At 72.9% G+C, this 23,708-nt stretch carries 20 protein-coding genes; 13 read left to right on the top strand and 7 right to left on the bottom strand.

Annotation, left to right across the window (positions count from 1 at the left end):
* Positions 1-40 precede the first annotated feature (40 nt).
* Positions 41-535, bottom strand: coding sequence for a DUF1203 domain-containing protein (locus tag ACZ7KF_RS11900; protein WP_471072024.1), 495 nt, complete (start codon positions 533-535; stop codon positions 41-43).
* 112 nt (positions 536-647) lie between these two features.
* Here ACZ7KF_RS11900 and pepN point away from each other — a divergent pair, with 112 nt between their 5' ends.
* On the top strand, positions 648-3,221 hold the full coding sequence (pepN, locus tag ACZ7KF_RS11895; RefSeq protein WP_471072021.1) for an aminopeptidase N: 2,574 nt from the start codon (positions 648-650) through the stop codon (positions 3,219-3,221).
* A gap of 111 nt (positions 3,222-3,332) precedes the next feature.
* On the opposite strand, the gene ACZ7KF_RS11890 is transcribed toward pepN, so the two are convergent.
* Positions 3,333-4,247, bottom strand: a complete 915-nt coding sequence (locus tag ACZ7KF_RS11890; protein WP_471072261.1) for a LysR family transcriptional regulator — start codon at positions 4,245-4,247, stop codon at positions 3,333-3,335.
* A gap of 70 nt (positions 4,248-4,317) precedes the next feature.
* On the opposite strand from ACZ7KF_RS11890, the gene ACZ7KF_RS11885 reads away from it, so the two are divergent.
* Positions 4,318-5,490: an MFS transporter gene (locus ACZ7KF_RS11885; protein WP_471072018.1), complete on the top strand. Its 1,173-nt coding sequence runs from the start codon at positions 4,318-4,320 to the stop codon at positions 5,488-5,490.
* 171 nt (positions 5,491-5,661) lie between these two features.
* Here the strand turns inward: ACZ7KF_RS11885 and ACZ7KF_RS11880 are convergent, their stop codons facing one another.
* Complete coding sequence (locus ACZ7KF_RS11880) at positions 5,662-6,684, bottom strand: aspartate-semialdehyde dehydrogenase (protein WP_471072015.1); 1,023 nt, start codon at positions 6,682-6,684, stop codon at positions 5,662-5,664.
* Positions 6,685-7,015: 331 nt separating this feature from the next.
* Here ACZ7KF_RS11880 and ACZ7KF_RS11875 point away from each other — a divergent pair, with 331 nt between their 5' ends.
* From ACZ7KF_RS11875 to ACZ7KF_RS11855, 5 genes are all read left to right on the top strand, one after another.
* Positions 7,016-7,588, top strand: coding sequence for an RNA polymerase sigma factor (locus tag ACZ7KF_RS11875; protein ID WP_471072012.1), 573 nt, complete (start codon positions 7,016-7,018; stop codon positions 7,586-7,588).
* Position 7,589: 1 nt separating this feature from the next.
* Positions 7,590-8,657, top strand: coding sequence for a hypothetical protein (locus ACZ7KF_RS11870; RefSeq protein ID WP_471072009.1), 1,068 nt, complete (start codon positions 7,590-7,592; stop codon positions 8,655-8,657).
* A 138-nt stretch (positions 8,658-8,795) separates the two neighbouring features.
* The gene (locus ACZ7KF_RS11865) at positions 8,796-9,332 is read left to right on the top strand and encodes a hypothetical protein (RefSeq protein WP_471072007.1); all 537 of its coding nucleotides are present in this window, start codon (positions 8,796-8,798) and stop codon (positions 9,330-9,332) included.
* Positions 9,333-9,516: 184 nt separating this feature from the next.
* Positions 9,517-9,990 carry a matrixin family metalloprotease gene (locus ACZ7KF_RS11860; RefSeq protein WP_471072004.1) on the top strand — a complete coding sequence of 158 codons (474 nt, stop codon included), beginning with the start codon at positions 9,517-9,519 and terminating at the stop codon, positions 9,988-9,990.
* A gap of 32 nt (positions 9,991-10,022) precedes the next feature.
* Positions 10,023-10,688, top strand: a complete 666-nt coding sequence (locus ACZ7KF_RS11855) for a hypothetical protein (protein WP_471072001.1) — start codon at positions 10,023-10,025, stop codon at positions 10,686-10,688.
* A 74-nt stretch (positions 10,689-10,762) separates the two neighbouring features.
* On the opposite strand, the gene ACZ7KF_RS11850 is transcribed toward ACZ7KF_RS11855, so the two are convergent.
* A complete protein-coding gene (locus tag ACZ7KF_RS11850) occupies positions 10,763-14,068 on the bottom strand; it encodes a S8 family serine peptidase (RefSeq protein ID WP_471071998.1) in 3,306 nt (1,101 codons plus the stop codon).
* A gap of 154 nt (positions 14,069-14,222) precedes the next feature.
* The gene (locus ACZ7KF_RS11845) at positions 14,223-14,765 is read right to left on the bottom strand and encodes a CGNR zinc finger domain-containing protein (protein WP_471071995.1); all 543 of its coding nucleotides are present in this window, start codon (positions 14,763-14,765) and stop codon (positions 14,223-14,225) included.
* 123 nt (positions 14,766-14,888) lie between these two features.
* On the opposite strand from ACZ7KF_RS11845, the gene ACZ7KF_RS11840 reads away from it, so the two are divergent.
* From ACZ7KF_RS11840 to ACZ7KF_RS11815, 6 genes are all read left to right on the top strand, one after another.
* Positions 14,889-15,335: a VOC family protein gene (locus ACZ7KF_RS11840; protein ID WP_471071992.1), complete on the top strand. Its 447-nt coding sequence runs from the start codon at positions 14,889-14,891 to the stop codon at positions 15,333-15,335.
* A 2-nt stretch (positions 15,336-15,337) separates the two neighbouring features.
* Positions 15,338-16,408 carry a pyridoxamine 5'-phosphate oxidase family protein gene (locus ACZ7KF_RS11835; RefSeq protein WP_471071989.1) on the top strand — a complete coding sequence of 357 codons (1,071 nt, stop codon included), beginning with the start codon at positions 15,338-15,340 and terminating at the stop codon, positions 16,406-16,408.
* A gap of 9 nt (positions 16,409-16,417) precedes the next feature.
* Positions 16,418-16,900 (top strand): NUDIX hydrolase, encoded by a 483-nt coding sequence (locus ACZ7KF_RS11830; protein ID WP_471071986.1) that lies wholly within the window; start codon positions 16,418-16,420, stop codon positions 16,898-16,900.
* A gap of 200 nt (positions 16,901-17,100) precedes the next feature.
* Positions 17,101-18,870 carry a TIGR03767 family metallophosphoesterase gene (locus ACZ7KF_RS11825; protein WP_471071983.1) on the top strand — a complete coding sequence of 590 codons (1,770 nt, stop codon included), beginning with the start codon at positions 17,101-17,103 and terminating at the stop codon, positions 18,868-18,870.
* Positions 18,871-18,963: 93 nt separating this feature from the next.
* Positions 18,964-20,100, top strand: coding sequence for a serine hydrolase domain-containing protein (locus tag ACZ7KF_RS11820; protein WP_471071981.1), 1,137 nt, complete (start codon positions 18,964-18,966; stop codon positions 20,098-20,100).
* 151 nt (positions 20,101-20,251) lie between these two features.
* Positions 20,252-21,445 (top strand): glycosyltransferase, encoded by a 1,194-nt coding sequence (locus ACZ7KF_RS11815; RefSeq protein WP_471072258.1) that lies wholly within the window; start codon positions 20,252-20,254, stop codon positions 21,443-21,445.
* Positions 21,446-21,458: 13 nt separating this feature from the next.
* Here the strand turns inward: ACZ7KF_RS11815 and ACZ7KF_RS11810 are convergent, their stop codons facing one another.
* Positions 21,459-22,268, bottom strand: a complete 810-nt coding sequence (locus ACZ7KF_RS11810; protein ID WP_471071978.1) for an SGNH/GDSL hydrolase family protein — start codon at positions 22,266-22,268, stop codon at positions 21,459-21,461.
* Positions 22,269-22,526: 258 nt separating this feature from the next.
* Positions 22,527-23,588 (bottom strand): hypothetical protein, encoded by a 1,062-nt coding sequence (locus ACZ7KF_RS11805; protein ID WP_471071975.1) that lies wholly within the window; start codon positions 23,586-23,588, stop codon positions 22,527-22,529.
* Between the last annotated feature and the right edge of the window lie 120 nt (positions 23,589-23,708).

Below are 23,708 nucleotides of genomic sequence, written 5' to 3'. Positions count from 1 at the left end.
CTTCGCCGGACGGGTCCCCGACCCGTCCGGCTTCGGCGTGTCAGGGCGCCGTCGCGGGCCGGGGCCTGCGCACCTCGTACAGGAAGCACCCGTACTCCACCGCCCGGACGTGCACCAACGCCGTCTCCGGGTCGGCGAAGGCGTCGGTCAGGGCCGGTCCGAAGTGCTCCGGAGCCTCGACCAGCCGGCCACCGAGGATGCGGCCGTCGGCCGAGTACCGCCGCAGCGTGCGGTGGGCCTCGGTGAAGGGCAGGGCGTCGCCGGCCGGGCCCGGGCACTCCTCGGCGTGGACGAAGACCGGACCCTGCTCGTCGTAGGCGCCCGGGTCGGCGCCCGTCCGCGCCGCCCAGCGGCGCAACGGCGCGTACGAGACGAGCGCGATCCGTTCGCCGGGCGCGCTGCGGCGCAGACAGCAGCGCAGCGGCGCGCCGCCCTCCGTGTCGGTGAACGGGGCCGGGACACGGCCGGCGTCGTCGGCGGCGCGCAGCTCCCTGAGGGCCGCGGGGGCGATGGGGCGTGCGGTGGGTGGCGTCATGCCACCAGCGTCCCGTCCCTCCGGCGCGTTCACCGGCGGCATACGGACATCGCGTTCGGGATGGATCGCATGGAAGGATGGCGCAACCCACACATAACGAGGAGATGACCGCGTGCCTGGCACAAACCTGACTCGCGAAGAGGCGCAGCAGCGGGCCGAGCTGCTCACCGTTGACTCGTACGAGATCGATCTCGACCTCTCCGGCGCGCAGGAGGGCGGTACCTACCGGTCCGTGACCACGGTGCGCTTCGACGTCGCCCGCCCCGACGCCGGAACCTTCATCGACCTGGTGGCCCCGGCCGTCCACGAGGTGGTCCTCAACGGCGACCAGCTCGACCCCGCCGAGGTCTTCCAGGACTCGCGGATCGCCCTGCCGGCGCTGCCGGCGGGCCGCAACGTCCTGCGGGTCGTCGCGGACTGCGCCTACACCAACACCGGCGAGGGCCTGCACCGCTTCGTCGACCCGGTGGACGAGCAGGCGTATCTCTACACCCAGTTCGAGGTCCCGGACGCCCGCCGCGTCTTCGCCTCCTTCGAACAGCCCGACCTGAAGGCCACCTTCCAGTTCACCGTGAAGGCGCCCGAGGGCTGGACCGTCATTTCCAACTCGCCGACCCCGGAGCCCAAGGACAACGTCTGGGTCTTCGAGCCCACCCCGCGGATCTCCACGTACATCACCGCGCTGATCGTCGGCCCGTACCACTCCGTGCACAGCGTGTACGAGAAGGACGGGCAGTCGGTGCCGCTCGGCATCTACTGCCGGCCGTCCCTCGCGGAGTTCCTGGACTCCGACGCGATCTTCGAGGTCACGCGGCAGGGCTTCGACTGGTTCCAGGAGAAGTTCGACTACGCGTACCCCTTCGCGAAGTACGACCAGCTGTTCGTGCCCGAGTTCAACGCGGGCGCCATGGAGAACGCGGGCGCGGTGACCATCCGCGACCAGTACGTCTTCCGGTCCAAGGTGACCGACGCGGCGTACGAGGTGCGCGCGGAGACCATCCTGCACGAGCTGGCCCACATGTGGTTCGGCGACCTCGTCACCATGGAGTGGTGGAACGACCTGTGGCTGAACGAGTCGTTCGCCACCTACACCTCCATCGCCTGCCAGGCCGCCGCGCCCGGCTCGAAGTGGCCGCACTCCTGGACCACGTTCGCCAACTCCATGAAGACGTGGGCCTACCGGCAGGACCAGCTGCCGTCCACCCACCCGATCATGGCGGACATCCGCGACCTGGACGACGTGCTCGTCAACTTCGACGGCATCACCTACGCCAAGGGCGCCAGCGTCCTCAAGCAGCTCGTGGCCTACGTCGGCGAGGACGAGTTCTTCACGGGCGTGCAGGCCTACTTCAAGCGGCACGCGTTCGGCAACACCCGCCTGTCCGACCTGCTGGGCGCCCTGGAGGAGACCTCCGGCCGCGACCTGAAGACCTGGTCGAAGCAATGGCTGGAGACGGCCGGCATCAACGTCCTGCGCCCGGAGATCGAGACGGACGCCGACGGGACCGTCACCTCCTTCGCCGTCCGCCAGGAGGCCCCGGCGCTGCCCGCCGGCGCCAAGGGCGAGCCGACCCTGCGCCCGCACCGCATCGCCATCGGCCTGTACGACCTGGACGACGCGAGCGGCAAGCTGGTGCGCACCGAGCGGATCGAGCTGGACGTGGACGGCGAGCTGACCGCCGTACCGCAGCTGGCCGGCACGCGCCGCCCGGCCGTGATCCTGCTCAACGACGACGACCTGTCCTACGCCAAGGTCCGCCTGGACGAGGACTCCCTGAAGGTGGTCACCGAGCACCTCGGCGACTTCGCGGAGTCCCTGCCGCGCGCCCTGTGCTGGGCGTCGGCCTGGGACATGACGCGGGACGCCGAGCTGGCCACCCGCGACTACCTGGCCCTGGTGCTGTCCGGCATCGGCAAGGAGTCCGACATCGGCGTCGTGCAGTCCCTGCACCGCCAGGTCAAGCTGGCCATCGACCTGTACGCCGACCCGGCCGCCCGCGAGTCGCTGCTGACCCGCTGGACCGACGCCACGCTGGCCCACCTGCGCACGGCCGAGGCGGGCAGCGACCACCAGCTGGCCTGGGCCCGGGCGTTCGCGGCGACCGCGCGCACCCCCGAGCAGCTGGACCTGCTGGAGGCCCTGCTCGACGGCACCCAGACCATCGAGGGCCTGGCCGTCGACACCGAGCTGCGCTGGGCGTTCGTGCAGCGGCTCGCGGCCGTCGGCCGGTTCGACGAGGTGGAGATCGCGGGCGAGTACGAGCGGGACAGGACGGCGGCCGGCGAACGCCACGCGGCCACCGCCCGCGCGTCCCGCCCGACGCCGGAGGCGAAGGCGGAGGCCTGGTCCTCGGTCATCGACTCCGACACGCTGCCCAACGCCGTGCAGGAGGCCGTGATCGGCGGCTTCGTGCAGACCGACCAGCGGGAGCTGCTCGCGCCGTACGCGGACAAGTACTTCGAGACCCTCAAGGGCGTCTGGGAGTCCCGTTCGCACGAGATGGCCCAGCAGATCGCCATCGGCCTGTACCCGTCGGTCCAGGTCTCCGCGGAGACCCTGGCCCGGACGGACACCTGGCTGGACGCGGCCGAGCCCAGCGCGGCCCTGCGCCGCCTGGTCTCCGAGTCCCGCTCGGGCATCGAGCGCGCCCTGAAGGCCCAGGCGGCGGACGCCGCGACGGCCTGACAGCACGCCGGAAGGGGCGTCCGGTACGACACCGGGCGCCCCTTTCCCGTCCGCGCCGCCGACACCGACCGACACCGACCGGCGGCGCCCGGCGGTGCTCGGAGGTCACGGTCAGGGGTCCTCGCGCACCGGCCGCGCCCGCGCCAGCACACGGGCGAACTCCCGTACCGTCTCCGTCTCCGCCTCCCGGTGCCAGACCAGGCCGAGCGCGGAGTCGGGCAGCCCCTCCACGGGGACGTAGGCGACGTCGTCCCGCCGGTGGTAGGCGGCCGTGGGGCGGCACAGCAGCAGGGCGCCCCGGCCCGCGGCGGCCAGGGACAGGGCCTCCTGGAGCGTCGTGGCCGCCGGGCCGGTCAGGGCGCCGGGCGCGCGGGCGGCCCGCCAGTACGCGGGCGCGGGCGACGCCGCCCCGATCAGCGGTACGGCCGACACCTCCGCCGCGCCGACCCGTTCCCGCGCGGCGAAGGGATGGGCCCGGGACACGGCCACCGTCTGCCGCTGCCGGGAGAACACCGGGCCGAGCACCAGGTCCGCCTCGTCCACCGGCAGCAGCACCACCGCCGCGTCCACCGCGCCCCGCCGCACCGCCCCGAACGGATCGGCGTACGGGATCTCCACCAGATCGACGCCCCGGGCCGGCTCCGCCGCCTCGAAGGCCGCGACCGCCGCCACCAGCCGCGCGTCCGCCACCCCCTGGAACCCCAGCCGCAGCGGCCCCGCCCCGCCCCGGGCCACCGTCCGCGCGTCCGCCACCGCCGCCCGCAGCGCCCCGTACGCCGGCCGCAGCCGCTCCAGGAACCGCTCGCCGAGCGGGGTCAGCGCCACCCGGCGGCTGGAGCGGTGCACGAGCCGGGCACCGACCCGCCGTTCCAGCGCGGCCAGCAGCTGGCTCACCCGGCTCTGCGAGACGAACAGCCGCTCCCCGGCCCGCCCGAAGTGCAACTCCTCGGCGAGCACCAGGAAGCACTCCAACTCCCGCAGTTCCAGACCCGACACGCGGCTCCCTCCGTCGTACACGGCATCGATGACTCCTGCTCATGCAAGGGTGAGGAGTTCGCCGTTGTTCCTCGGCCGCCCCCGTAAAAGGCTGTCGGTCATGGCCTCCACGCAGCTCAGCCCACCGGAAACCCGTGCCCGTGCCCGCTCCTGGGCCGCCGTGCTCACCCTCGCCGCCGCCACCTTCGCCGTCGTCACCACCGAGATGCTCCCCGTGGGACTGCTCCCGTCCCTCGCCCGCGATCTGCACGTCTCCGCCGGCACCGCGGGCCTCACGGTCACCCTGCCCGGACTCGTCGCCGCCGCTGCCGCCCCGCTGCTGCCGGTCGTCGCGCGCCGCGCCGACCGGCGCACGGTGCTGTGCGCGCTGCTGCTCCTGCTGGCCGCCGCCGACCTGCTCACCGCGTACGCCCCCGCCTTCCCCGTGCTGCTCGCCGCCCGGCTGCTGGTCGGGGTGTGCATCGGCGGGGTGTGGGCGGTGGCCGCCGGGCTCGGCGTCCGGCTGCTGCCGGGGCCGTCCGCCGGCCGGGCCACCGCCGTCGTCTTCAGCGGCATCGCGGTCGCCTCGGTGCTCGGCGTGCCCGCGGGCACCCTCCTCGGCTCGGTCGCGGGATGGCGGTGGGCCTTCACGGCGATGGCCGGCTGCGCGTTCGCCGTGGCCGGCACCCTGGCCGCCGTGCTACCCCCGCTGCCCGCCGGACACCCCGTCCGTCTCGGTGCCTTCCCCGGCCTGCTGCGCCGCCCGCCCGTCCGCCGCGCCCTGACCGCCGTCGCCCTGCTCGTCACCGGCCACTTCACCGCCTACACCTACGTCCGGCCCGTGCTCCAGCGCACGCCCGGCACCGGCGCGACCCTGGTGAGCGCCCTGCTGCTCGGCTACGGACTCGCGGGCGTCGCCGGGAACTTCGCGGGCGGCGCCCTCGCGGCCCGGGACCCGCGCCGGGCCCTGCGGCTGCTCGCGGCCGTCCTCGGCGCCGTCGTCCTGCTGCTGATCCCCGCGTCCGGCTCGCCGGTCCTCGCCGGGGTGCTGCTCCTGGCATGGGGACTGGCCTACGGCGGGGTGTCCGTCACCTCCCAGAACGGGCTGTCGGCCGCCGCCCCGCAGGCCCCGGAGGCGGCGTCCGCGCTGTTCGCGGGGGTCTTCAACACGGCCATCGCGCTCGGCGCCCTGACCGGCGGACGGCTCGCGGACGGCTCGGGGCCGACCGCCGTACTCGCCGTGGGCGCGGCCCTCGCCCTGCTGGCGGCGCTGGTGGCGGGCCGGCGCGAGTGAGCGGACGTGGGGAGGCGAGGAGGGGCGGGGAGGGGAGGGGGGTGAAGGGACGGCGCCGGGCGCCGAACGGGGCGGTCCCCGGCATGCGAAGGGGGCGGTCTCGGGTGTGAGAAAGGGGCGGCCGGGTCCCGGCCGCCCCTTTCGGAGGACGCGCGTCGGTGCGCGCGATCCCTACCGCTTCGCGGACAGCTCCGCCGCCACCAGCTCCGCGATCTGCACCGCGTTCAGCGCGGCGCCCTTGCGGAGGTTGTCGTTGGAGATGAACAGCGCCAGACCGTTCTCCACCGTCTCGTCGCGGCGGACGCGGCCGACGTACGACGGGTCCTGGCCCGCCGCCTGCAACGGGGTCGGGATCTCGGAGAGGGCGACGCCCGGGGCCTTCGCCAGCAGCTCGACGGCGCGCTCCGGGGAGACCGGGCGGGCGAACCGGGCGTTGACCTGGAGGGAGTGGCCGGAGAAGACCGGGACCCGCACGCAGGTGCCGGAGACCTTCAGCTCGGGGATCTCCAGGATCTTGCGGGACTCGTTGCGCAGCTTCTGCTCCTCGTCGGTCTCGTTCAGACCGTCCTCGACGATGGAACCCGCCAGCGGGAGCACGTTGAAGGCGATGGCGCGCTTGTAGACCTGCGGCTCGGGGAAGTCGACCGCCGCGCCGTCGTGGGTGAGCTTGTCGGCCTCGGCGGCCACCTTCTGCACCTGGCCGTGCAGCTCGGCCACGCCCGCCAGCCCCGAACCGGACACCGCCTGGTAGGTGGCGACGACCAGCGCCTCCAGGCCGGCCTCCTCGTGCAGCGGCTTGAGCACCGGCATCGCGGCCATCGTGGTGCAGTTCGGGTTGGCGATGATGCCCTTGGGGCGGTCGGCGATCGCGTGCGGGTTCACCTCGGAGACCACCAGCGGGACCTCGGGGTCCTTGCGCCAGGCCGAGGAGTTGTCGATCACCACGGCGCCCTGGGAGGCGACCTTCTCGGCCAGCGCCTTGGACGTCGCGCCGCCCGCGGAGAAGAGCACGATGTCCAGGCCGGTGTAGTCGGCGACCGCCGCGTCCTCCACCGTCACGCCGTCCAGCACGGTCCCCGCGGAACGGGCCGAGGCGAACAGGCGCAGCTCCGTGACCGGGAAGTTCCGCTCCGCGAGGATCCTGCGCATGACCGTGCCGACCTGACCGGTGGCTCCGACGATTCCGACCCTCACAGCGACTCCCTCTATGTGTCTCGTGCCCGACCGGGGCGTTTCCATCATGCGGCCGACCCCGGTCCACCTGTCCAATTCTTTGCCGTACGTGCCCGAGTAATGGGACACGATCACCCGGCGGCCGGTTCCAGACGTCCGCCTGGCACCCAGCTGAGCTGCAGAAATTCGCTCCGCGGCGGGCCCGCGCCGGAAGCTGTGCTGTCCCGCCCCTGCCCGTCCGCCCTCCGGCCATACGAAGGTGTGACGTACGCCTCTGCGGCCGGCCGCGGGCGGACCGAACGTTCCGGCCCGTCGCCGCGTCGTAGGGGCACATGCGTGAGGGGGTGGGCTTGTGCTGCGCGGAAGGACGCGCCGCGACCAGGCGGCGCACGTCGCCGGTACGGACCGGACCGGCGACGATCCGAGGGACCGGACCTGCGACGATCCGCTGGACGCGGCCCAGGAACGGCGGGTGCGGGCGGTGCTCGCGCTCGGCGGGGTGCCGCAGTCCGACCTGCCGGACGGGGTGCAGCAGGTCCGGCTGCGGCTGCTGGAGCGGGCCGCGAGCGGCAGGGAGGCGCCGCGGGACGTGTCGGCGTGGGCGGCGGTGGTCGCCTCCAACCTGGCCATGGACTGGCACCGGGCCAAGCGGCGCCAGGACCGGCTGGGGGAGCGGCTGGCCGCGCTGCGCGAACCCGCGCACCCCTCCGGCGAGGAGACCAGCCTGCTCTCCCTCGCCGTCGCCCGGGGCCTGGACGAGCTGCCGGCCGCCCAGCGGCAGGTGGTCGTGCTGCGCTTCTTCGCCGACCTGCCGGTGCGGGACATCGCCGAGGAGCTGGGCATCCCGGAGGGCACGGTCAAGAGCAGGCTGCACACGGCGGTCCGCGCGCTGCGCGACCGGCTGCACGAGGACGAGGTGGTGTGACATGACCGCCGAACACGACGGCGCTCGGGACGCCGAGAACGACATCGAGAGGACCGGGAGCAGCGGGAGCGCGGAGAACGCCGGGAGCAGCGGGAGCGCGGAGAACGCCGGGAGCACCAGGAGCACCGGGAGCGCGGAGGACGGACGGTACGGGGGGTACGACGGCATGGACGCCCTGATGGCCGCGATCACCGGCGAACCCCTGCCGGAGCAGGCCCGCCGGGATCCCGGCTTCCGCGCCGCCCACCGGGCGGCCGAGGCCGACGTGCGGGTCCTGCGGGACCGATTGGCGTGGCTGGCGGAGGCGCTGACGGGGGAGGAGGCGACCGGGGAGCTGGTGGCCGGCGAGACGGCGGCCCGGGACGTGGGGACCGGGGACGCGGTCGCCGGGGACCTGGTGACCGGCGAGACGGCGGACGGGGAGACGGGGTCCGCGCGGGCGGCGGAGGGTGCCGTTCCGGCCGTGCCGCCCGCCCGGCGCCCCCGGAGCCGTACCCGGCCCGCCGGACCGGACCGGCCCGCCCGGCCGCCGCGGCCCGGCCGGTCCTCCGGACCCCGCCGGGCCCTGCGGATCGCGCTCGGCTCCCTCGCCGGCGCCGCGGCCTTCTCGCTGGCCCTGGGCTTCGGCTGGCTGGTGACCCAGTCCGGCGGCGGCGCGGACGACAACGGGGGGTCGGCCAAGAGCGCCGCCGGGGCCACCCACGAGGACGCCGGGGCCGGTGTGCGGCCGACGGACCCGGCGCGCGAGCTGGCCTGTTCCCGGCTGGTCGTGGAGGGCACCGTGGCGCGGGTGGAGGAGCGGCAGGACTCCTCCCGGCGGGTCACGCTCACCGTGACGCGCGCCTACAAGCCCGCGCACGGTCCCGCCGAGGTCGGCTTCCTCCTCGACGGGGGTGCGCGACCGGTGCCGCGTACGGGGCAGCACGTGCTCGTCGGCGTCGGCCGGGGCGAGCGGTACGCGAGCCTGTGGGCCGTCGGCGACAGCCGCGTGGCCGCCGAGCGCGCCTGGATCACCGACGCCCTGCCCGGGTCCCGCCACACGGCCTGCCCCTCCGGCGACACACCCTGAGCCGGCGAGGTGCGAGACGCACCGAACGTTTCGGGGGGCCCGCGCGTCTCAGGACCGGTCCGGCGTGCGGGAAGGCACGCCGGAAGGCGCGTGGGAAAGCACGCGGGGACGACGGATGGCGCAAGCGAAGGGGTCACCATGACGTTACGGCGGAAGACCGGATCCGCGGAGCGGGGCACGAAGAGCCGGCGGCTGCCGGCCGCCCTGGCCGCGGTGCTGGTGCTCGGCGGTGTCGCGGGCACGGTGTACACCCTGTCCGGGCGGGGGCACACGGACGCCGACGCCGGCGAAGGGGGCAGCCTGAGCGCCGAGGGGCTGGTGGCCTGCGCCTCGGCCGTCGCCGAGGGCCGGGTGGCCCAGGCCGGGCCGGCCGGGACGGGATCGGGTCTCCGGGTCGTCCTGGACGTCGACCGCTCGTACAAGCCGGCCGGCGGGGACACACGCCGGCTGGAGTTCGTCACCCCCGAACCGGACGCCGAGCGGTACTACCGGGTGGGTGCCCGGATGCTGGTGCTCGTGCCCTCCCAGAAGGGGCAGGCACCCTCGGCCTACCGGGACGGGGACGCCCCGCCGGAGGGGCGGGGGGACGCCCTGGACTGGGCGCGGACCTGGGTGAAAAAGGCGATTCCGCAGTCCGAACAGCTGAAATGCGACGAGAACGAGGTGGCCGGCTGAGCCGCCCCGTTAATTCGGATGTGGTTATTCCGTTTGGCCGGAACCATACTTGCCGTTGACTGGATTATTACTGTCGCGGTATGTTCGATCTCGGTCATGATCCCTGGGCCGGTAAAAATTCAATCAGCTCGGGGGTACGGTGAAATCTGTTCGAAGAAAAACCGCCGCCGCTTGCGTGTCGGCCATGGCGCTGACACTTACTTTTACGGCCGCCACGCCCGCATCCGCGCATTTCCTGGGGAACGACTCCGTCGATGACCGGGAAATCCGGTGGGAGGACGAGACCCGGTACGACGACGCGCGGAAGCACGCCATCAACGCCTGGGACAACAGCACGCTCAAGCGGATCAACATCGCGCCGGACGCCTGGAACACCATCACCGACCTGGAGTGGCGCGACTCCAACCGCTCCGACGTCACCTGGGACGGGCTCTGGAAGGCCCGTACCGGCGCGGACGCGATCTACCTGAACGTCCACTACCTCAAGAACTACGGGACGACGAAGCGCCGGGGCGTGGCCACCCACGAGCTGGGCCACGCCCTCGGACTCGCGCACAGCTACCGCGGCCAGATCATGGTCAACAACACGCCCGACCGCGGCTCGCTGACCACGCCGCAGTCGCACGACAAGGCCGACTACCACACGCTCTGGGGGTAAGCAGAATGGTATTCAGCGGTTCCGCTTCCCGGTTGCGCAAGGGTGCCTTGTTCGCGGCCGCCGGTCTTTCGGTGGCCGCCGTGGCCACCTGGGGCGGTGTCCAGGCATTCGCCGACGACCGTCCCGAATTCAGTGTGCAGTATATGCACGCCAGTACCGTCGGTGATTTCAGCGAGGACGAAAAGCTCGTCGGTTTCGCCGATTTCGTCTTCCATGGCACGGTGGTGTCCAAGAAGGGCACGACAGAAATCGACGGCGTGCCCGAGACCCAGTGGGCCGTCAAGGTGAACGAGGTCTACGAGGGCACGCTGCAGGCCGGTTCGACCACGGTGGTGAACCAGACCGGCGGCTATGACGCCGACAGCAACAGCCTCACGCTGATGGAGGGCGACCTGCCCCTGGAGATCGGCGAGAACTACGTCTTCTCCACCCACAGCATGAGCGACCGCGCCTGGTTCACGATGGTGCCGGTCTACGGCGCGCAGCCCGTCGGCAGCACCACCCAGCCGTTCCCGGCGGCGGAGGACATGGACGGCGACGGCCAGAAGACGGTCGCCGACCACTGGAAGCAGATGGTGCGCGACCAGGTCCAGCCCGACGTCGGCGCCGGCGAGGGGCCGGAGCCCACGGACGAGCCCACCGAGCAGCCGTCCGACGTCCCGACCGGCTCCCCGGAGCCCTCGGACCCGGCGGAGTGAGCACGGGAACCGCGTGACACGCCGAGGGGCGGGCGTCCCTCCGGACACCCGCCCCTCCTGTGCGTGTCACGCCGTCACGGCGTGACCTTCTCGATCTTCACGCTGCCGACGCCCGCGACCGTGCCGCGCGCGTTCACCAGCTGCACCCGGCCGAAGAACTCGCGGCCGGCCGGCGCCTCGGCGGCGGCCGTGACCTGGCCGGTCACCGTCGCCGAGGCACCGGTGCCGAGCTTGACGGGGGCCGAGCCGTCGACCGTGACGGAACCGAGCGCGGAGGAGAAGAACACGTCCCGGTAGTCGTAGTCGGTCGAGCCGGACGGGACCGAGTAGCCCACGACCTCGACGGTGTAGGTGCCGGCGGCCGGGGACGGCACGGAGACCGCCTCCTCCGAGTCACCGTCGGCGGACTTGCCGACCTCCTTGCCGGACGCGTCGTACACCGTCAGGTCCAGATCGGCCGCCGTGTCCGAGACGCCCCCGATGGCGACGTCCAGCGAGGTGGCGCCGGCCGGCACGGTCACCGTGGTGGTCTGCGTCTCGCCCTCCTTGATGGCGGGGCGGGTCGCCTTGGCGGAGCCGAGCGGACCGCCGACCAGCTTGCCGTCCAGGGCGGCGTACGCGTTGGTCACCTTCCAGGAGGCGGTGGCCGGGGTGCCCACCTTGGCCTCGGGGACGGTCACGGTCTCCGGGTCGAAGGCCGCGCCGAGGACGGTGGCGTCCAGCCGGTACGGGTTGTCCAGCAGCGGCGAGGTGCGGCGCGCCTCGACCTCGACCTCCCAGACACCGGGCTGCGGGTCGGCGTAGGAACGCACGTCCGGCTTGCAGCCGTTGCCGTCCAGGTAGTTGTTGTAGCAGTACGGCGTCGAGGTGTTGTCGGACGGGACACCGTACGGGTGGAGGGCGATGAACCGGGTCTGGCTCTTGTCCTTCAGCCCGCCGATCGCGACCTCCAGCGACTTCGCGCCCTCGGGCACGGTCAGGAAGTACGACCGTGTGCCGTTGCGCTGCACCGAACCCGACGCGGAGTAGGTGTAGTGCACCGGGGCGGCGACCACGACCGTGGTGAGGACCTGCTTGTCGATGCCCTCGGTCCTCGGGTCGTCGACCTCCAGGATCGCGCTCTTGATGCCCGCGGACTCCGGGGCCGCCTGGACCCTGACGGTGACCGGCTGGTTCAGCGGCAGCTTCACCACGTCGTCGCCGACGATCCGGAAGGTGTGCCCGGCGTTGTTCTCGAAGTGCAGCTCGTGCCGGACGGCCTTGTCCGGGCCGGAGGTGCGGGTGAGGGTGACGTCGTACGTCTTCTTCTGCCCGGCCTTCAGACCGCCCTCGCGGTCGTACAGGCCGGTGCCGAATCCCGGGGTCTTCAGGGCGTAGTCGATCGCGGTGTCGACCGGCGCCTTGACCGTGTACTCGTGGGCGGTGGCGTCGTCCTTGATGGACTCCCACGCGTCCGGGATGTTGATGAGGCCCGCACCCTCCTCGTACGCCTGCACACCCTTGATGTGGTCGGCGGTCGAGGTGAGGGCCGTGCGCAGGGTGGCCGGGGTGAGGTCGATGTGCTTCTGCTTCGCGGCGCTCAGCAGCAACGCGGAGGCGCCGGTGGCCTGCGGGGAGGCCATCGAGGTGCCCTGGAGCATCGAGTAGCCGGCCGGCAGCGAGTAGCCCGCCTCGGCGACCGGGGAGCCCGGCAGCCAGGTCTGGGTGGTGTTGATCGCGGCGCCGGGCGCGCTCAGGGTCGGGGTGAAGCCGCCGTCCTCGCGCGGGCCGCGGGAGGAGAACGGCATCATCGCGTACCTGGTCTCCACGGCCGAGCCGTAGTTGGCGGCCCAGGTCTCCTGGGAGACGGTGGCGCCGACCGAGATCACCTTGTCCGCGAGGCCGGGGTCGCCGATGGTGTTGGCGCCGGGGCCGGAGTTGCCCGCGGAGATCACCAGCTGGACGCCGTAGGTGTCGATGAGCCGGGTGTACAGCTCGGCGCGCGCGTTGTTGCCGTCGTTCAGCGCCGGCAGGCCGCCGATCGACATGTTGACGATGTCGACACCGCGGTTGGTGACGAGGTCGATCATGCCCTCGGTGAGGGCGACGTTGGTGCAGCCGCCGGTCCAGGTGCAGGCCCGGGAGGAGACGATCTTCGCGCCGGGGGCGGCGCCGTTCATCTTCCCGCCGAACAGGCCGTGGGCGGCGGTGATGCCGGCGACGTGGGTGCCGTGCTCGGACTCGATGACGCCGATGTTGACGAAGTCGGCCTTCTTGCCGACCCAGTCGCCGCCGTACGGGTCGGTGGGCACGTCCTTGCGGATCTGGACGACGAACGGCTGCCGCTCGGCGACGTCGGTCTTCGGGTCGTCGGTGCCGAAGTACCCGACCTGGTGGTCGTCCTTGTACGGCTTCATCGGTGTGTCGTCGGTGAAGTCGAAGTCGTTGTCCAGGTCGACGCGGACGGTGCCGGCGGCCGGGTCGTAGAGGATGCCCCAGGCGTCGGTGGTGTCGCCGTCGCGGTTGGCGTCGCCCTTGGCGTCACCGCCGGCGGTCGCGGACTCGCGGAACAGGCTGACCTGGTAGTCGCCCGCGGGTGCCTTCCAGGTCGCGCCGCCGTAGCTGAACGACGGCCCGCTGACCGGGTTGGTCATCCGGCGCCAGGTGCCGTCGCTGTCCAGGATCGGGTCCGTCGCGGTCACCCAGTCGACGATCTTCCGTTCGCCGGTGGTGGTCCTCTGCAGCGCCGGGTGGCCGAGGTCGACGCCGGAGTCGAGGATGCCGATGGTGACGCCGCGGCCGTCCGCCTTCGGGTGCTCCTGCACGAAATCGACGGCACCGGTCTCGAAGGAGGGGTTGTACGGGTTCTCCGCCGGGGTGTTCCTGCCCGGCCCGGAGAAGGTGCCCGTCGCCGCGCCGGCCTTGCCGGCGGTGTCCGCGCCCGGCGTCGGGTCGTCGAGGGGGATGTCCTGCCTGAGGTCGATGGCGTGCACCGAGGAGAGTCCCGCCGCGGCCTTGATGGCGGCGTCGGCCTTGCCGGTGGGGACGGTGGCCCTGACGTAGCCGACCTTGTCGTAGCTGCGGCCCACGGAGCCGCCCTTGACCGCGTCCAGCTCCGCGGCGACCTGCTCGGTCTGTCCCGGGGCCGTCGCGATCATCATCGTGATGTTCTTGGCGCCGTCGGCCTTGGCGTCGGCGAGCAGCGCGGCGTCGTCGGAACCCAGCTTGTCGTGGGCGGACTTGACGCCGGGGTCGGCGGCCGGGGCGGGCGGCGCGTCCGCGGCGAGGGCCAGGGGTACCGGCCCCGCCGCGGAGAGGGCGGCCACCACGCCCACGGCCACGGCTATGCGGGCCAGGCGTCTCGGGCCGGATATGGGATCACGCTCGGGGGTGTGGGTCATCGGCATCCCTCAGGTAAAGGAACGAGCGGACGAGAGCGCTCAGCCTTACCGAAGGGCCCCGGGTTTGGGGTTCGTTGACCGAATCGAGATGAACGTATGGGGAAAACCCGCGATGGGATTTGACCGGATCGGGCGCTGATAGCCCGGTATTTGCTCAGTTCTCCTTGGAACGTGCGTAATGGCGGGACGCCTTGGCGCGGTTGCCGCACGCGGCCATCGAGCACCAGCGGCGGGTGCCGTTCCGGGACGTGTCGAAGAAGTGCAGGATGCAGCCGCCGCCGGCGCAGGAGCGGATCCGCTCCGGGGCCCGCGTCAGCAGGTCCAGGTAGTCGCGGGCGGCGAGCCAGGCCGGGGCCCAGGAGGCGTCGGCGAACTCGGGCTCCTCGGCCGGGCCGGCGGCGGTCAGCCGGGCCCGGATGCGCCCGTGCTCCAGGACCGCGTCCACGAGCGGCGCCGCCTGTGCCGGTGAGCCGTCCACCGCTGCCTCGATCGCCTCCCGTGCCGTGCGCAGACGGGCCAGCACCGCCGCGTCGGCCGGGTGCGCCCCGGCCAGCCCGTTGCTCGCCAGCCACACGGCCAGGCCCTCCGTGTCCGCGAGCAGGTCCTGGGTGACGCCCTCCTTGTTCCACCGGGTGTTGAGCAGGTCGAGGGCGAGCGGCTCACCGGTGAGCGGGCGGGGGTCGCGGGGGGTGGACATCGGGCATTCCTCCTTGGCTAACCGGTAAAGCGTACGTGACCGGTTGACTCTGGCGGCACTAACCTCCTAGCCTGAGTGACGACGGTTAGACATGCCCGTACGGGCACATTCCAGGGGAGAGTCATGACCTTGCGCACGGGCCACACCGGCCTCAACGTCACCGACCTCGACCGCTCACTCGCCTTCTACCGGGACGTCCTCGGCTTCACCCTGCTCGCCGAGGGCAAGGAGGACGACCGGCGTTACGCGTTCCTCGGCGACGGCGGCGACCAGCCCGTCCTCACCCTCTGGCAGCAGGCGCAGGGGGCGTACGACCGCGGCCGGGCCGGACTGCACCACCTCGCCTTCACCGCCGGCTCGGTGGACCGGGTCCGGGAGTACGAGACGGCGCTGCGGGCGGCCGGCGTGGAGTTCGCCCACGAGGGAGTGGTCGCCCACCGGGAGGGCGCGGCCTCGGGCGGGATCTTCTTCCACGACCCCGACGGCACGCGCCTGGAGATCTCCGTGCCGCACGGCGCCGAGGGCGCCCCCGCCCCGCACGCCTCCGCTCCGACCTGCGGCTTCTTCTAGCCGTGGGCGTCTATCACGCGGGCTCGCGGGCCGTGCAGGACCTGGTCGGCGTCCGTGAGCGCGCCGACCACGTGGGCCGCTCCCTCGGCCAGGGCATCAAGCCGGTCGCGGCGGCCTTCCTGGAACTCCAGCCCCTGCTGGTCGTGGGCGCGGCGGACCCGGCGACCGGCCGGGTGTGGGCTTCGGCCCTCGCGGGCACCCCGGGCTTCGTCCGGGCGACGGGCCCCCGCCGGATGTCCGTCGTCACCGGCGCCGGGGGTGCTCCCGGCGGGCGGCGGGGCGGGTCCGAAGGCACGCGGGGAACCACGCGACCGACCACGGCCGATCCGGGGCCGATCACGGACGACCCGGGGCTGATCACGGACGATCGGGCGCCGATCACGGACTACCCGGGACCGACCACGGCCGATCCGCGGCCGACCACGGCCGATCCGCGGCCGGACGGCGGCCCGGACCCCCTCGGGCCGGCCCTGCGGACCCCCGGCACCCCTGTGGGCACCCTCGCCCTCGACCCCCGCACCCGCCGCCGCATGCGCCTCAACGGCCGGCTCACACCCACGGCACGGGGCTTCGCGGTCGAGGCGGACCAGGTGTTCTCCAACTGCCCGAAGTACATCCGGCGCCGGGAGACGTACGAGACGGTCGCCGGCCGCACCCCGGGCAGCCCCCGCCGGCTGACCGCACTCGACCCGCCGGCGGCGGAGCTGATCCGCGCGGCCGACACCTTCTTCCTCGCCACCGTGCACCCCGGCGGAGCCGACGTCAGCCACCGGGGCGGCACCCCGGGCTTCCTCCGCGTCGCCTCACCGCGCGAACTGACCTGGCCCGACTACTCCGGCAACGCCATGTTCCTCAGCCTCGGCAACCTGCGCGCCGACTCCCGGGCCGGCCTGCTCCTCCTCGACTGGGACACGGGCACCACCCTCCAGCTCACCGGCGAGGCCCGCACCGAGTTCTCGGCCGACGGCGAGCGCACGGTCCGCTTCACCCTCGCCGAGGCCCGGTGGACCCCGGCCGCGCTGCCCCTGCGCTGGTCACCGCCGGAGTACGCACCGGCCGACCCCGGCCGCTAACGTCGGGGAATGCGAAGAAAGTTGAGAGTGGCGGCCTACGCCGTGTGCGTGCGCGACGGACGCGTCCTGCTCGCCCGCTCACCCGCCCCCGACGGCACGCCCGAGTGGGTGCTGCCCGGCGGCGGCATGGAGCACGGCGAGGACCCGTACGACACCGTCCGCCGCGAGGTCACCGAGGAGACCGGCTACCGCATCGAGGTGACCGGTCTCCTCGGCGTCGACTCGACCCGGCACGTCCTCCCCGGCGGGCGCCCCCTGCGCCGCACCGACCACCACGGGCTGCGCATCCTCTACGAGGGCGAGGTGGTCGGCGGCGAACTCCGGTACGAAGTAGGCGGATCCACCGACTTCGCCGCCTGGCAGGACCTGACCGCCGTCCCCGGGCTCACCCGCGTCCGGCTGGTCGACGTGGCCCTGCGGCTGTGGCGCGAGCGCCCACCCCACGGACGGCTGGCGGACCGTCCCCTACCCCGTCGGATGAACGAGGAGTGACCGGCCCCCGGCCGGTCGCGGTCCACTCCGTGACCGCACCCGGTACCCCGTGATCCACGTACGGTGATCGGCGCTGCGCGTTGCCGCCGCGTTCACGCGCAGGTCATCCCCACTGCCAACGATCCACAGTGAGCGGGACGTTCGCGTCCGCGACGGCCCGCGACCACTGCCGACGCGTTCGCACTCGGGGAGATCGCGCCATGTCGCGCACACGCTCTGACACCACCTCCGCTCTGGGGGTCAACCGCCGTACCGTCCTCGCCGCCGCCGGAGCGGTCTCGCTCTCCGCGGGCGTCGGCTACGCCCTGCGCCCCACCGACAGCCAGGCCGCCACCGCCTCCGCCGCCCGGGAACCGGCCCAGGCGCCGGTCGCCCACTCCCGGCAGGCCGCCGCGGGCACCCCGCTCGCCCCCTACACCAAGGGCACCACCGTCGCCTCCGTCGCCGCCCCCCGGAACAGCTCCGGCTACCGCCGCCTCGGCGACGGGCCCGGCTGGCAGCGGGTCGTACGCGGCGAGCTGGCCGCGCCCAAGTCCGGCCGGGCGGGACGCCGTACCGCCCTCGCGGCGTTCGTGCAGTTCACCGACCTGCACCTGATGGACGTCCAGCACCCGCTGCGCCTGGAGTACCTGCGCTCCCACGACGTGCACGCCTGGCGCCCGCACGAGGCGCTCACCGTCCCCGGGGCCGTCTCCCTCGTGGAGCGGGTCAACGCGCTGCGCGGCGCCCCCGTCACCGGCGCCCCCCTGCACTTCGTGATGACCACCGGCGACAACACCGACAACAACGCCCACTCCGAGCTGGAGTGGTTCATGAAGGTGATGAGCGGTGGCCGGATCACCCCCAACACCGGGGACCCCCGGCACTACGAGGGCGTGCAGAACAGCGGTCTGAAGCTCTACTGGCAGCCCGGCTCCGGCACCCGCGACCACGACAAGGCGCTCGGCTTCCCGCATCTCACGAACTTCCTGGCCGCCGCGATCCGCGAGGTGCGCAGCCCCGGCCTCAACCTGCCCTGGTACTCCACCGTCGGCAACCACGACTCCCTCCCGCTCGGCTGCTACGGCTCCCACGGCGACCGCTACCTCGCCGAGGCGGCCATCGGCGGCAGGAAACTGATGAGCGTCTCCGCCGCCGACGCCAAGAAGCTCCAGGACACCATCAAGAACGCCAAGGACCCCAAGGGCACCGGCTACCGCGACTTCCTCAAGGCCCACGCCCGCTCGATGCGCTCGGTCACGGCGGACGAGAAGCGGGCCCCGTACACCCAGGCCGACTACCTCAAGGCCCATCTGGACCCGGCCTACCAGGGCCTCGGCCCGGTCGGCCACGGCTACTCCTCGGCGAACCTGGACGCGGGCACCCAGTACTACGCCTTCCGCATCTCCGACGACGTCATCGGCATCAGCCTCGACACCACCGACGCCGGCGGCCACTACGAGGGCTCCATCGGCACCGCCCAGCTGAAGTGGCTCGACAGGACGCTGAAGGACAACAAGGACTCCTACGCCGTCGTCTTCAGCCACCACACCGGCAAGACCATGACCAACACCCGCCCCGACCCGGCCCGTCCCACGGAGAAGCGGCACGGCGGAGCCGAGGTGATCTCCGTCCTCTCCTCCCACACCAACGTCCTGGCCTGGGTGAACGGACACATCCACAAGAACGTCATCACCCCGCACAAGGCCGCCGGCGGGCGCTCCTTCTGGGAGATCTCCACCGCCTCGCACGTCGACCACCCCCAGCTCGCCCGGGTCATCGAACTGGCCGACAACAAGGACGGCACGATCTCCGTCTTCACCACGCTGATCGAGTCGGCCGCCCCGCACCGCACCGACTACGCCGACCTCTCCCAGACCGGCCTCGCCGCCCTCTACCGCGAGCTGTCCTACAACGCCCCCGGCGCCAACAAGACCCTCGCCGGCACGACGGCCGACCGGAACACGGAGCTGGTGCTCAAGAAGGGCTGAAACTCACTCAACCGGCCTACATCGCAGCAACCTTCGCGCATCGCCCCAGGTCCCTCCCCCCGACCGAGCCCACACCACACGTTGGGGGAAGACATGCGCGTCCGCACGACTCTGATCGGCGGCACCGCCCTGCTCCTCGCCGCCGCCCTCGCGGCCCCGGCCGTGGCCGCCACCGGACCTCGCTCCGAGGGCCACCCGGCCACCCGCAAGGCCATCGAGGCGGCGGTCGAAGCCGGCGTGCCCGGCGTGACCGCCACCGCGAAGGACACCCACGGCACCTGGTCCACGACGGCCGGCGTCGGTGACCTGCGCACCGGCGAGCCCCGCTCCACCGCCGACCGCTACCGCGTCGGCAGCATCACCAAGACCTTCGTCTCCACGGTCCTGCTCCAGCTGGAGGCGGAGGGCCGGCTCTCCCTGGACGACACGGTCGACACATGGCTGCCCGGCCTGGTGCGCGGCCACGGGCACGACGGCCGCCGGATCACCGTCCGCCAACTCCTCGACCACTCCAGCGGCATCTTCAGCTACACGGCGGACGAGGACTTCGCCCGCACCTACTTCCTCAAGGACGGCTTCTTCCAGCACCGTTACGACACCCGTACCCCGGCCGAACTGGTGGAGATCGCGATGCGGCACGAGCCGGACTTCGCGCCGGGCACGTCCTGGAACTACTCCAACACCAACTACGTCGTCGCCGGCATGGTGATCGAGAAGGTGACGGGCCGCTCCTACGCCACGGAGATCCGGCGCCGCATCATCGGCCCCCTGCACCTGACGGCCACCTCCCTGCCCGGCACGAAGGTCACCGTGCCGCGGCCCAGCAGCCGCGCCTATTCCAAACTCACCGGACCGGAGACCAGCCCGACGTACGACGTCACGACCCTCAACCCGTCCCTCGCCTCCGCGGCCGGAGAAATGATCTCGAATTCCGCGGATCTGGACCGCTTCTACAGCGCCCTGCTGCGCGGAAAGCTGCTCCCGCCGCGCCAGCTGAAGGAAATGAAGACCACCCGGAAGATCGACGGCACCCCGCACATCCGCTACGGCCTCGGCCTCATCGAGACCACGTTGACCTGCGGCGTCCACGTCTGGGGCCATGACGGCGGCATCCATGGCTCCGCGTCCTCGGCCGTGACGACGGCGGACGGCCGGCATTCCCTCGCCCTCAATTTCAACGGGGACTGGACCGGCGACACGTCGACCGTGATCGAGAAGGAATTCTGTTAGTCGACGTTTCATTCGCGTAGTTCTGCGTTAACGCGTACGCAATGTCCGTACCGCCTCATATCGGCTAACCCGCTGTGAACGGGGATGGCTCGATCTTTTCGATCATTTATGCAAGGCGGGTGGTCGTGTGCGCGCAAGGCACGAACTGCGTGTGCTGTCGGTCTACGAGGGCTTCTTCTCCGGAGGGGCCAGGATCGTGCACTCCGACGTCGTACTGGGACTGGCCGAGGGCGGCCAGTCCCACCAGGTGCTCAGCATCCACGGCGAGGTCCACCGCGAGGCCACCCGGCAGCGCATGGAGGACGACGCCTGCTACCGGGCGCTGACCGCGGGCTCGGTCGGCGTCACTTCCCTGGGCCGCATCGCCGGCCTGGTGGACGGCGCGGTCGCGGCGAACGTCTTCACCGGACCCGAGCTGGCCGAGACCGCTCGGTCCATGGCCGCGGCGGATGTGATCCTGTCGCTGAAGGAGCAGCCGCTGGCCCTGCTCAACCAGGCCGGGCTGCCCCGCCGCCCGGTCGTGGTCGGCCTGCACCGCTCCGACCCGGAGAACCAGGGCCCCGCCCTGGACGAGCTGAAGGCCGCCGTCGCCGACGGCACCGTGGTGGCCTGCGTCTGCTGCGCCGAGTCCACGCGGGCCGCCTACGAGGCCGCGGGCATCCCGCGCGAGGTGCTGCACGTCATCCCCAACGGGGTGGACCTGCTCCGCTTCCGCCCGGACGCGGCGGCCCGGACGGCGTTCCGCGCCTCGCTCGGCATCCCGGCCTCGGCGCCGGTGATCGTCTTCGCGGCCCGCTACGCCGCGATGAAGAACGTCCCGCTCTTCCTGCGGGCCGCCCGCGCCTGGCTCGCCCGCGAGCCCGAGGGACGGATCCTGATGTGCGGCGCGGGCATGACCGGCACGAACCCGGCCCTGTGGGCCGACATCGAGATCGCCTTCGGCGCCGACCGGCACCTCGCCGGGCGGATCGGCCTGCTCGGCGTACGCCGTGACATGGAGACCGTGTACGCCGGAGCCGACGTCGTCGCGCTGACCTCCGCCTCCGGCGAGGCGGCGCCGCTGTGCCTGATCGAGGGCATGATGTGCGGCGCGGTCCCGGTGACCACCGACGTGGGCGACAGCGCGGAGATCGTCCGGGGCCACGGCTTCGTGACCCCGCAGGACCCGGAGGCCATCGCCCGGGCCTGGACGGCGGCGGTCGCCGGACGGGCCGCCTTCGCCCCGGCGCTGGCGGCGAGCCGGGAACGCTTCAGCCGGACGCGCATGATCGCGGCGTACGCCACGCTGCTCGACGGCGTCCACACGAGGGCCTCGCGCCTGCCGACGCTGCCGGAGCCGCTGTAGCGGCGGCCGGGGTTCAGGACGCCCGGGTGAGGGCCGGCAGATAGCCGAGCGACTGGCCCGGGGCCGTCGGGTGGTAGGACTCGGTGAACGCGAACGGGTCGACGCTGTGCAGCCACGGGTGGGACGAGCAGATCTCATGGCCGGCGAAGGCCGCCGTGACATCGGCGAAGGTGAACCCGTGGACGGCGGCGCGCCGGGCGATCACGGCGTTGAGGTGGTCCACCGCGTCGTTGAGGGTGGCCCGCTCACCGTCCGGAAGGCCCAGCGCGCAGCTGCCTCTGAGGTGGTACAGGTGCGGGTAGCCGAGCACCACCACGTGGGCGGCGGGCGCCCTGTTCCGGATGGCCGTGTAGAGGCGGTCCAGGTCGTCCGCGAGTGAGCCGTCCATGGTGACGCGCGACCGGGAGACGGCGGACAGGCACCGCTCGGCGCCGCCCAGGGCGCAGGTGGCCATGACGGTGGCGAAGCCCGAGTCGTGGCCGCCGACGGTGAGGGTGACCAGGCCGGTGCGGGCACTGAGGTGACCGAGCTGTTCGGTCAGGACGTCGTGCACGTCGGCGCCGTTGCACGCGGCGAAGCTGAAGGTCGCCGGCGCGTGCGCCTCGGCCCACAGGACGGGGTACGCGCGGCTGCTGCGCTTGCACTCCTTGCCGGAGGCCAGGTAGTCGCCCGCGCCGACTCCGGAGGAATAGGAGTCGCCGAGGGCCACGTAGCCGACGGCGGCGGTCCGGTTCGCGACCTGTGCCGTCGCGGGGTCGGCGAGCGCGCACGCGGCCGAGAGGAGCAGCGAGCACGCGACCGCCGTTATTCGGGACTGTCTCATGAGTCTCCTCTCTACCGCGGTCCGCGCGGCGTCGCCCGCCCCGCTGGTCCGTTCCGGTGACCGGCCACCCGGACGGCGCAGGAAAACGGGCAAGGCGGCCCGGACGGTGGCAGGCACGGGCAGGGGGACAGGAGCGAGGAGGGGGGGCGGGCACGAGGAGAGGGGCCACCGGTGCCCGGCCCGGCGGCCCCTCCGCTCCCCTCCCGAGAGCCCCCCGAGAGCCCCCTGATCCCCCCTGTCGCCGCCCCGGGCCGCTCACTACCGGGGCAGCACCACGACGTACGCGGCCGGATCGCGGTCGCCGGACGCCATCAGCGCCGTCCGCACCACCGCCGCCTGCTGCTCCATGGCCGTGCGGAGCTTCCTCGGGGTGAGGTAGACCACCGTGATGCCGAGGCGCTCCAGGTGCTCGCGCTTGCGGGCGTACTCCGACCACAGCGCGTCGTCGTCCTGCCGGTCGTCCTGCCGGCCGTCGTGGTGGGGGGCGCGGGTGTCGAGCTCGACGGCGACCGCACGGTCCGGCCAGTAGGCGTCCACGCCGCCCAGGTGCGGTCCGCCGGGCAGCCGCAGGTCGACGTTCCAGACGGGGTCGGGCAGGCCGTACTCGCGCACCATCCGGTACAGACGGTGCTCGGCGATCGAGCGGCCCTCGGCGATCAGCGCGTCCACCGCGTCCACCACGTGCGGCCGGTTCAGCAGCTTCGCCTGCGTCAGCTCCCGCACCACCGCCGCCGGTTCGCAGTGCCCCCCGCGCACCGCCTCCGTCAGCAGCCGGCGTACGGCCACGGCGTCCCGCAGCTCCGCCACCGCGTCGGCCAGCGCCCGGGGCACCGGCGCCACCGGCAGGCCCGCCACCGCCTGCGCGCCGGGCAGGGCGGGGGTGCGCAGGATGCGTGCGTAGCCCGTGGAACGCAGCCGGCGCAGCCGCGGGACCAGGACGTCGACCCGGTCCAGGGCGGGCAGGGGCGGGGTGGACGAGAAGCCGTGCAGGGTCAGCGCCGCCAGGCCGGTGAGCACCGCCTCCGCGTACACCGGCCGGTGCGGACTGCCGGCCGTCGGCTGGACCGGGACACCCGGCTCCGTCACGCGGGCCGCGTACAGCAGCGCCCCGTGCAGCCGCTCCTCGCCGGTGGGCGGGCCGGGGTGCAGCAGGATCACGTGCGGGAGCAGCTCCTGCCAGGGGCCGTCGGAGCGGCACTGCTCGGCCAGTTCGGCCGTGCTCACACCGTGGGCGCGGAGCTGAGCCGCCGTCAGGACGCGGCGGTGGGCGTCGGTCAGGTGGCGGAGGGGGCGGGGGGAGAGCGGGGTGTTGTGGGTCATGGGGTCGGGATTCCCACCCCCGGTCCCGCCTTTAACCGCTGTTACACGGTCGTCGAACAATGCGGACAAGGCGGAACTAAAGGTCAGGTGTTCGGGTGCCGAGTAGGAAAGGAAAACCCC

It is taken from the genome of Streptomyces sp. NPDC038200 (assembly GCF_055600785.1).
Note: the sequence above shows the minus strand (reverse complement) of the source record. Positions and strands in the feature narration are given on the sequence as shown.